This is a genomic window from Nocardiopsis endophytica (assembly GCF_027706725.1).
GTDB classification, from domain to species: Bacteria; Actinomycetota; Actinomycetes; order Streptosporangiales; family Streptosporangiaceae; genus Nocardiopsis_A; species Nocardiopsis_A endophytica.
The window spans coordinates 25,334-31,476 of record NZ_JAQFWQ010000085.1; the positions used below are offsets into that span (position 1 = coordinate 25,334).

General features: G+C 74.8%; 6 protein-coding genes. 3 read left to right on the top strand and 3 right to left on the bottom strand.

Annotated features, from left to right (window positions below; genetic code table 11):
- Window positions 1-51 precede the first annotated feature (51 nt).
- From O4J56_RS23615 to O4J56_RS23625, 3 genes are read right to left on the bottom strand one after another with little or no spacing between them, the layout of a single operon-like run.
- A complete protein-coding gene (locus O4J56_RS23615) occupies window positions 52-915 on the bottom strand; it encodes an ABC transporter permease (RefSeq protein WP_270688738.1) in 864 nt (287 codons plus the stop codon).
- The gene (gene modA, locus O4J56_RS23620; RefSeq protein ID WP_270688740.1) at window positions 915-1,724 is read right to left on the bottom strand and encodes a molybdate ABC transporter substrate-binding protein; all 810 of its coding nucleotides are present in this window, start codon (window positions 1,722-1,724) and stop codon (window positions 915-917) included. Before modA ends, O4J56_RS23615 begins: the two co-directional genes overlap by 1 nt.
- Window positions 1,717-2,124, bottom strand: a complete 408-nt coding sequence (locus O4J56_RS23625; RefSeq protein ID WP_270688742.1) for a TOBE domain-containing protein — start codon at window positions 2,122-2,124, stop codon at window positions 1,717-1,719. Before O4J56_RS23625 ends, modA begins: the two co-directional genes overlap by 8 nt.
- Window positions 2,125-2,343: 219 nt before the next feature.
- On the opposite strand from O4J56_RS23625, the gene O4J56_RS23630 reads away from it, so the two are divergent.
- From O4J56_RS23630 to O4J56_RS23640, 3 genes are read left to right on the top strand one after another with little or no spacing between them, the layout of a single operon-like run.
- Window positions 2,344-3,672: a sensor histidine kinase gene (locus O4J56_RS23630; RefSeq protein ID WP_270688746.1), complete on the top strand. Its 1,329-nt coding sequence runs from the start codon at window positions 2,344-2,346 to the stop codon at window positions 3,670-3,672.
- A gap of 2 nt (window positions 3,673-3,674) precedes the next feature.
- Window positions 3,675-4,352, top strand: coding sequence for a response regulator transcription factor (locus O4J56_RS23635; RefSeq protein WP_270688747.1), 678 nt, complete (start codon window positions 3,675-3,677; stop codon window positions 4,350-4,352).
- Window positions 4,349-5,293: a DUF4097 family beta strand repeat-containing protein gene (locus tag O4J56_RS23640; RefSeq protein WP_270688744.1), complete on the top strand. Its 945-nt coding sequence runs from the start codon at window positions 4,349-4,351 to the stop codon at window positions 5,291-5,293. The genes O4J56_RS23635 and O4J56_RS23640 overlap by 4 nt, the downstream gene beginning before the upstream one ends.
- Window positions 5,294-6,143: the final 850 nt, after the last annotated feature.

Sequence of the window (6,143 nt, forward strand, 5' to 3'; positions counted from 1 at the left end):
CGTCGAGCCGGAAGGAGCCGCGCTCGGTCCGCAGACGGGCCTCCAGCGCGCTCACGCCGTCGTCCAGCGGTCGCGCAGGGCCGCCAGCACGGCGACCGAGACCAGGAGCAGGATCAGGCTGAGCACCACGGCGGCCTCCGGGCTCTGCTGCATCGCCAGGTAGACGGCGAGCGGCATGGTCTGCGTGCGGCCGGGGAGGTTCCCGGCGAAGGTGATGGTGGCGCCGAACTCGCCCAGCGCCCGGGCCCAGGCCAGCACCGCCCCGGCCAGCACCCCGGGGGCGGCCATGGGCAGGGTGACCCGGCGGAAGGCGGTCCAGCGGGTGGCGCCGAGGGTGGCGGCGGCCTCCTCGTAGCGCCGGTCGGCCCCGCGCAGCGCGCCCTCGACACTGATCACCAGGAACGGCATGGCGACGAAGACCTGGGCGACGACCACCGCGGCCGGGGTGAAGGGGAGGGACAGGCCGAACCACTCGTACAGGTGGCGGCCGAGCAGCCCGTTGCGGCCCAGCACGAGCAGCAGCGCCACGCCGCCGACCACCGGGGGGATGACCAGCGGGACGGCGACCAGGGCGCGCACGGCCCGGCGCCCGGGGAAGTCGGTGCGGGCGAGCAGCCAGGCGAGCGGGACCCCGAGCAGGAGGGCGACGCCGGTGGCGGCGGTCGCGGTGGACAGGGACAGCCACAGGGCGCCGCGCACCTCGGGCGAGGCGGCGAGGGGGAGGAGGTCCCGCCACGGGGCGCCGATGAGCAGCCCGGCGAAGGGCAGCACGAGGAAGGCGAGCCCGAGGAGCGCGGGCACGACGAGGAGCCAGGGCACCCGCCCCCGGGGAGCTCTCGTTGATCTCGGGGAAAACGCCCCTACGATCGCGGTTTTAGCGTCGTTTCTCCCGAGATCAACGCGGGGCTCGGGCATCAGGCGTCCCCGCCCGGGCTGAAGCCCGCGTCGGCCAAGGCCCCCTGCCCCTCGTCGGACAGCACGAAGTCGACCCACTCCTGTGCCGCCTGCGGGGCGGCCGCGTCCTTGACCACTGCGATCGGGTAGTCGTTGGCCGCCTCGTCCGCGCCCTCGACGGGCACGCCCTCCACCTCGCCTCCGGCCGAGCGCACGTCGGTGGTGTACACCAGCGCCGCGTCGACCTCCCCGAGTCGGGCCCTGGTCAGCGCCGCCTTCACGTCCTCCTCCTGGGACGCCCCGGAGACCTCCACCCCTTGGGCGTCCAGCAGCTTCCGGGCCGCCGCGCCGCAGGGGACCTCCTCGGCGCACAGCGCCACCCGGGTGCCGGGGTCGGCCAGGTCCTCCAGCCCCTCGATGCCCGCCGGGTTGCCCTCGGGCACCGCGATCCGGAGCTCGTTGCGGGCGAAGACCCGCGGCTCGCCCCGGACCAATCCATCACCGGCGACGTCGTCCATGGTGCGGGTGTCGGCGGAGGCGAACACGTCGGCGGGCGCGCCGTCGGCGATCTGCAGTGCCAGGTCGGAGCTTCCTGCGAAGTTGAAGTCGACCCGCGTGCCCGTCTCCTCCTCGAACCGTTCGCCCAGGTCGGTGAAGACCTCGGTGAGGGAGGCGGCCGCGAACACCGTCAGGGGGCCGCCGCTGCCCGAATCCCCGCCGGCGCCGCACCCGGCGGCGGCACCGCCGAGCAGTAGCGCGGCGGCGGCGGCCGACACGGCGCGGCGGTTCGGTCCGGGGCGGCGGCGCCCACGGGCGGCCGGCTCAGTCATGGCGCGCACTCCGGTCCGTCCCGCTCTCCACGATCACGTTGGTCGACTTCACCACCGCGGTGGCCGCGGCCCCGGGCTCCAGGCCCAGTTCGTCGGCGGCCTCCCGGCTCATCAGGGACACCAGCCGGTGCGGCCCGGCCTGGATCTCCACCTGCGCCATCACGTCCCCGCGCACCACGCCCGTCACCAGGCCGCGCAGCCGGTTGCGGGCCGAGGAGCGGCCCAGGTCGGGGTCGGACTCGGGGGAGCGGAGGAACGCGGCCAGGGCGGCGCCGTCCACGATGCGGCGGCCCGCCGCGTCGCGCTCGGCGGGCAGGCGGCCCGCGTCGATCCAGCGGCGGGCGGTGTCGGGGCTGACCCCGGCGAGCTCGGCGACCTCGCTGATCCGGAACGTCGGCATGATCGGCACTCTACCCCTCGCATATGCCAGGCGGAACAGGTGATCCTCTGGCATCTGCGAGGTCGGGCGCCGTCCGGTTCGGAGGAACCTCCGAAGGAAGGGGTGTGCTGGCACTACCCCCCTTCACGTGGCAGCGCCATGGCGTGGGCCGGGCGCGCGACCATAGGTTCCATGGTGAGCGGTGGAGACGGTGGACACGACGGCGGGAGGCCGGAGGAGATGGTGAGCGGGGAAGCGGCGGCGGCCGCCGGCGCCTCCCGGCGGGGGTGGGGCGAGCGGCTCCTGGCCGTCCTGCACCTGCTCACATCGCTCGTCCTGTCGGCGCTGTACCTGGTCCCGGCGACCCTGGTGCTGCTCGCCGCCACCGTCGCCGGGTTCGAGATCTACTACAACCTGATCGGCGCCCCCTTCGCGGCCGAGGGCACGGAGATCCTGGTCCAGGCGGGCGCGGTCCTGGTCTTCGCCGTGCTCGGCATGCTCGGCGCCCGCCTGGCCTGCACCCTGCAGCGGGGCTGGCTCGGGGACGCCTTCGGCGTCGTCGAGACCCGCCCGCCCGACCCCGACGCCCCCTCCTCCCTCCCCGGGCGCGCCCTGCACTACGTGTTCGGCGCCGAGGCGTGGGGCAGCCTGCTCTACTGCACCGTCGCCGGGCTGCAGGGGGTGTTCATCGGCGGGCTGGTGCTGGGCCTGGTCGCCTTCGGCGTCGGCGGGGCGGCGGCCGCGGGCATCGTCGCCGGGTACATCGCCCTCGGCGGCGCGGCCGACCTGGGGGAGCTCTCGATCAACCTGGCCATCGGCCTGGTCGGGGTGCCGGTCGCGCTGTGGCTGGCGCCGTTCGCGGTGCGCCTGGAGTACGCGGTCGCCCGCACGATGCTCTTCGACGCCCCCGAGGTCCGGGTGCGCCGCCGCCTCATGCACGTCCAGGACAGCAGGTCGCGCATGGTGGACGCGGCCGAGGCCGAGCGCCGCCGGATCGAGCGCGACCTGCACGACGGCGCCCAGCAGCGGCTGCTCGCGGTCACCCTCACCCTGAGCCGCGCCCGCTCCCGCTTCGACCGCGACCCCCAGGGCGCCCGCGAGCTGCTGGACGAGGCCCAGGCCGAGGCCAAGGAGGTGATGGAGGAGCTGCGCGAGGTCGCCCGCGGCCTGCACCCCCGGGTGCTCACCGACCACGGGCTGGAGGCGGCGCTGCCGGTGGCCGCCGGGCGGGCGCCGGTGCCGGTCAAGGTCGAGGTGGACCTGGACGGGCGCCCCTCCCCTCGGGCCGAGGGGGTGGCCTACTACATGGTGAGCGAGGCCCTGACCAACGTCGCCAAGCACGCCCGCGCCTCATCGGCGCGGATCACCGTGCGCCGGGTCGCCGCACGCCGCGGCGCCCTGCTGGAGGTGAGGGTGGCCGACGACGGCGCCGGGGGCGCCGACCCCGAGCGCGGCACCGGGCTGTACGGGCTGTGGGACCGGCTGGACGCCGTGGACGGGCGCCTGGAGGTCCGCAGCCCCGAGGGCGGCGGGACGGTCCTGACCGCGGAGATCCCATGGGAGGCATAGCGATGCGGGTGATCATCGCCGAGGACTCGGTGCTGCTGCGCAGCGGCATGGCCCGGCTGCTGGAGGACGAGGGGGTGGAGGTCCTCGCGCAGGCGGGGGACGCCGAGGCGCTGATGGCGGCCGTCGCCGAGCACCCGGACGCCGACCTGTGCCTGGTGGACATCCGCATGCCCCCGGGCTACTCGGAGGAGGGCATGGACGCGGCCATCCGCATCCGCCGCGCCCACCCCGGGGTGGCGGTGCTGCTGCTGTCCCAGCACGTGGTGAGCCGGTACGCCGGAGAACTCCTCGGCGGAGGCGCCTCCAAGGTCGGCTACCTGCTCAAGGACCGGGTCGCCGACATCGAGGAGTTCATGGGGGCGCTGCGCCGGGTCGCCGACGGGGGCGCCGCGATCGACCCCGAGGTGGTCTCCCAGCTCCTCAGCAGGCGCAGCGACACCGCCCTCGACCGGCTCAGCCCGCGGGAGAACGAGGTGCTGGCGGCGATGGCCGAAGGGCTCAACAACGCGGGGATCGCCGCGCGCCTGGTGATCAGCGAGCGCGCGGTGGAGAAGCACATCCGGTCCATCTTCACCAAACTCGACCTCGGCCAGGACGACCACGACCACCGGCGCGTCCGCGCCGTGCTGGAGTACCTCCGCGGCGTGGAGACCGCGGCCCCTGAAGGGAGGAAGCCATGACGTTCAACGCGCGGGGGCTGTACGCCTCTTCGAGCAAGGTGCCGCGGCAGCGGCGGTTCCGGTGGATGTGGCTCGGGATCGTGGCGGCGGTGGCCGCCCTGGTCACCGGGGTGGCGGCCGCGCTCGGCGCGGTCCCCGTCGGCGGGGAGGAACGCCCCCCGCAGCGGTTCGACGGCGCCGAGCGGGTCGTGATCGAGAACCGCACACCGGGCGAGGTGACGGTGACCGGCGCCGACACCGACGCCGTCGAGGTGCGCGCGGAGCTGAAGCGCTCCCTGCTGTTCGAGCCGGACGTGCGCCTGGACGAGCGGGGCGGCGAGGTCCGCGCCGAGGCCTCCTGCCAGGCGACCCTGATGTCGGCCTGCTCGGTGGACTACGACGTGACGGTGCCCGAGGGCGCCGATGTCGAGGTGGTCACGGTCGGCGGGGAGGTCGAGCTCGTCGGCGTGCAGGGCACGGTGCGCGCCGAGTCGGTGTCGGGGCCGATCGAGGCGGAGGACCTGGGCGGCGACGCGCGCCTGGAGACCACCTCGGCGCCGATCGACGTGAAGGGGGCGACCGGGACGGTGGAGGCGCGCTCGGTCTCCGGGCCGATCGAGATGGAGGGCGTCGACTCCGACCGGGTGATCGCGGAGTCCACGTCGGGCCCGATCGAGATCGAGGGCGCGTTCACCACGGCCGAACTGGAGACGACGTCCGGCCCGGTCGAGGTCGAGACGCGGGAGCGCTTCGAGTCGCTGCGCGCCGAGAGCACGTCGGGCAACGTCGAACTCCGCGTCCCCGACGGCGCCTACGACGTGCGGACCGAGACCTCCAGCGGCAACGCCGACGTGGACGTCCGCGACGACAGCGGAGCCGACAGCAGCATCCGAGCCTCCACGACCAGCGGAAACGTAGAGGTCCGCACCGGCGGCGACGAGGACGGCGACGGGGGCGACTGAGCCCACAGGACCGAGCGAACGCCGGCGGACGAACCGAAACGGTCCGTCCGCCGGCTGCTTCGGGGGTGGTGTGGTCGGGCTGGTGTGGCGAGGTCTTTGGGTGTGGTTGCGGTGGCATCCCCACCGCACGCCGCACGGGTCGTCGCAGCCGGGCGGGCCCACCCCACCCTGCCGTCCGTCAGGTTTGTCTCGGTCCAGGTAGGCGGCGGCTCGGCTGGTACCCCGCTTCGGGGCCCCGGCCGGGCGGCGGGCCGTCGGGGTGTCGGGTGGGAGGCGGCGACGAGGAAGGTCGGCGGCCCTACCTGCAGCGTCGTCGGGTGCGGGGCGTGTGCGTGGTCACCGGCGAGGGCGGCGACGGCACAAGCGGGGCGGTTCCCCGGCCCTGTCTGCCGTCCGCCAGGTTCCTCGCGGTCCGGGTAGGCAGGCGGCTGGGCAGGGACCCCACTCACGGCCCCGGCCGGGCGGGGGGGCGTGGACTCCGTCGCCCCGGGGTGGCCGCCGGTCCCGCGCGGTGAACCCCTCGGCCTCGTGACCTGGGCGAACACTCCCCGTTATGTGCGGGAGGAGGCGGGATGCGCGCTCCGCGACACTCCTGGGCGCCCCCGGGCGACGAACACGGCGAGACCAGAACACGTTCTACAAACGGAATGCCCGATTCATGCCCCATCGGGATGTTCTTGAGGTGCGTGGCCATGGGGTCGCGGCCGTCCGGGCGCCCGCGCCGGGCCACCGGGGAGCCCACGGGCCCGATATCGACTACACGCAGTGACACCGGGCGCGGCAAACGGCCCCAGCGTGCCGTTTGGGCCCCTCTCGGCACCGAATCCCGTTCTGGTATCGCGATGAACGC